Genomic DNA, 2,596 nt, shown 5'->3' on the forward strand with positions numbered 1-2,596 from the left:
TGCGGATTCCACGCCATTCGGACACTCAGCCCACACTGATCCGGACACCTGTTCCACGCTCATTCGGACAGGCAGTCGGAGCGCAGCGACGCAGGGCTGGCATTGTTAGTCTGAGGCGCCCAGCGCCGTCAATTTCTTCGCCCGCTTGCGCATCGATTCGCCCTTGAGATTGATCCGGTAGGCGTTGTGCACCAGACGGTCGAGGATGGCGTCGGCCAGGGTCGGATCGCCGATCAGTTCGTGCCAGTTGTCCACCGGCATCTGGCTGGTCACCAGGGTCGAGCGCTGGCCGTAGCGGTCGTCCAGTAACTCCAGCATGTCGCGCCGTTGTTCGGCGGTGAACGGGGCCAGGCCCCAGTCATCGAGGATCAGCAGGTCGGTCTTGGCGTAGCTGCTCATCAGCTTGGCGAAGCGCCCGTCGCCGTGGGCCAGGCCCAACTCTTCCAGCAAGCGCGGCAAGCGCAGGTAACGCACGCTGTAGCCCTCTCGGCAGGCCTGGTGCGCCAGGGCGCAGGCCAGCCAGGTTTTACCCACGCCGGTGGGGCCGCCGATGATCAGGTTGAGGCCGTCGCGTAGCCACTGGCCGCTGCTCAGTTGCAGGATCAGCGCCTTGTCGAGCCCGCGTGGGCTACGGTAGTCGAGGTCTTCGAGGCAGGCGTTGTGGCGCAGCCGGGCCTGACGCAGGCGGCTGCTCAGGCGCTTGTCGTCGCGTTCGGTCAGTTCGCGGTCGACCAGCAGGCCGAGGCGCTCTTCGAAGCTCAGGCTGTCGATGTCCGGGGTTTTCAGTTGCTCGTTCAGTGCCTTGAGCATGCCGTGCAGGCGCAGGCTCTGGAGCTTGTCCAGGGTCGGATGAGGCAGCATGGTGGGATTCCTTGGGGTCAGTGGTAGTAGCCGGGGCCGCGCAGGTTGGCGTGGTCGTCCGGTAGCAGGGGCAGGTTGGCTTGAGCCAATGGCAGGTTTTCCAGGCCCTGGCGCAGGATCGATTCGAGGCTCTTGTAGCTGCACGCACCGAGGCTGATGGCGCGACGGCAGGCCAACTCCAGGCGCACTTCGCCATGGGTCTTGCCCAGGCGCAGGATGCCCAGGCAGGCCCGGTAGCCATGAGTCGGATGGATGCGGCGTTCGAGGATGTGGCCGATCACGCCGGCGGTGTTCGGCCCGGTCTGCTCGGCCCAGCGGATCAGCCGCTGCGGCGTCCACTCGGCATGCTCGCGGTGGCTCTTGGGCATGTGTTCGGTCTGCGTACTGTGCCGGCCTTTGTGCGGTGAGCGCAGGTGGCTGGCCACCCGCTGGTTGGCGTGGAAGCACTCCACCGTACGCGCCGTCAGCCGTACCTCCAGCTGCTTTTTCACCAACTGATACGGTACCGAGTAGTAATGCCCGTCGACCTCGACGTGGTAGTCAATGTGCACCCGCGCCTTCTTCCACTCGGCATAGACGTAGGGCTGCTCCGGCAATGGGCGTAGCGCCGGACGATCCAAAGCCTCGAAGGCCGAGTGCCGGGAGCCCGGCAGCTTGCGAAACGGGCGCCGGTTGAGCCGATCCAACAGCGTTGCGATGGCTGTGTTGAGTTCGTCCAGAGAGAAGAACTGGCGGTTGCGCAGGGCGGCGAGGATCCAGCGCTCGACCACCTGCACGCCGACCTCGGCCTTGGCCTTGTCGCGCGGCTTGCGCGCCCGCGCCGGCACCACCGCCACGCCATAGTGCTCGGCCAGATCGCGGTAGCTCGGGTTGATATCCGGCTCGTAGCGATGGCTCTTACTCACCGCGCTGCGCAGGTTGTCCGGCACCACGATCTCGGGCACGCCGCCGAGGAAGGCGAAGCAACGCGTATGCGAGCCCAGCCAGTCCGGCAGCTGCTGCGACCAGGTGGCTTCGGCGAAGGTGTAGCTGGACGCGCCGAGCACCGCGACGAACACCTGCGCCTGGCGGATCTCGCCGCTGTGGCGGTCGATCACGGGCACTGTCTGCCCAGCGTAATCGACGAACAGCTTCTCGCCGACGCGGTGCTCCTGGCGCATCACCACGTCCAGTCTGCCCTGCCAGGCTCGGTAGTGTTCGCAGAACCAGCTGTACTGAAAGCCCTGCGGCTGGCTCAGGCGGTACTCCTGCCAGAGCAGGGCCAGGGTCACGCCGGGGCGGCGCAGTTCGGCATGCACCCAGGCCCAGTCGGGCAGTGGGCGCTGCTCGCTGGGGACTGCCGGGGCTGGTGGAAATAGCTGGCGCTCCAACTCGGCATCGGACAACGAGCAGGGCCAACTGAGGCCGCTGGCGGCAAAGCGACAGAGGTAATCACCGGCACTGCTGTGGCCAGTGCCCAGGCTGCGGGCGATCTTGCGGACGGACAGGCCGCAGTCGAACTTGAGGCGCAACACCTCTCGGATTTTACGCATGGATAAACGCTCCACGACGACCTCTTCGCTTCGAAAAAGAGGCCGATGGTAGTGAAGAAATCCTGCGTAGCTGCCTGCCTGGAAAGTGTCCGGATGGCCGTGGAATCGGTGTCCGGATGCTCGTGGAATGAGTGTCCGGATCAGCGTGGAATCACTGTCCGGATGTGCGTGGAATGGGTGTCCGAGTCAGCGTGGAGTCCGCA

At 65.5% G+C, this 2,596-nt stretch carries 2 protein-coding genes; both read right to left on the minus strand.

The features are described from left to right. Positions 1-105: 105 nt before the first annotated feature. The gene (gene istB / locus FFS60_RS28465; RefSeq protein WP_137823890.1) at positions 106-861 is read right to left on the minus strand and encodes an IS21-like element helper ATPase IstB; all 756 of its coding nucleotides are present in this window, start codon (positions 859-861) and stop codon (positions 106-108) included. A 17-nt stretch (positions 862-878) separates the two neighbouring features. After that, positions 879-2,393 carry an IS21 family transposase gene (istA, locus tag FFS60_RS28470; RefSeq protein WP_137823891.1) on the minus strand — a complete coding sequence of 505 codons (1,515 nt, stop codon included), beginning with the start codon at positions 2,391-2,393 and terminating at the stop codon, positions 879-881. Positions 2,394-2,596 lie beyond the last annotated feature (203 nt).

The sequence above is a fragment of the Pseudomonas sp. D(2018) genome, from assembly GCF_005502555.1.
In the GTDB taxonomy this organism is placed as follows: Bacteria; Pseudomonadota; Gammaproteobacteria; order Pseudomonadales; family Pseudomonadaceae; genus Metapseudomonas; species Metapseudomonas resinovorans.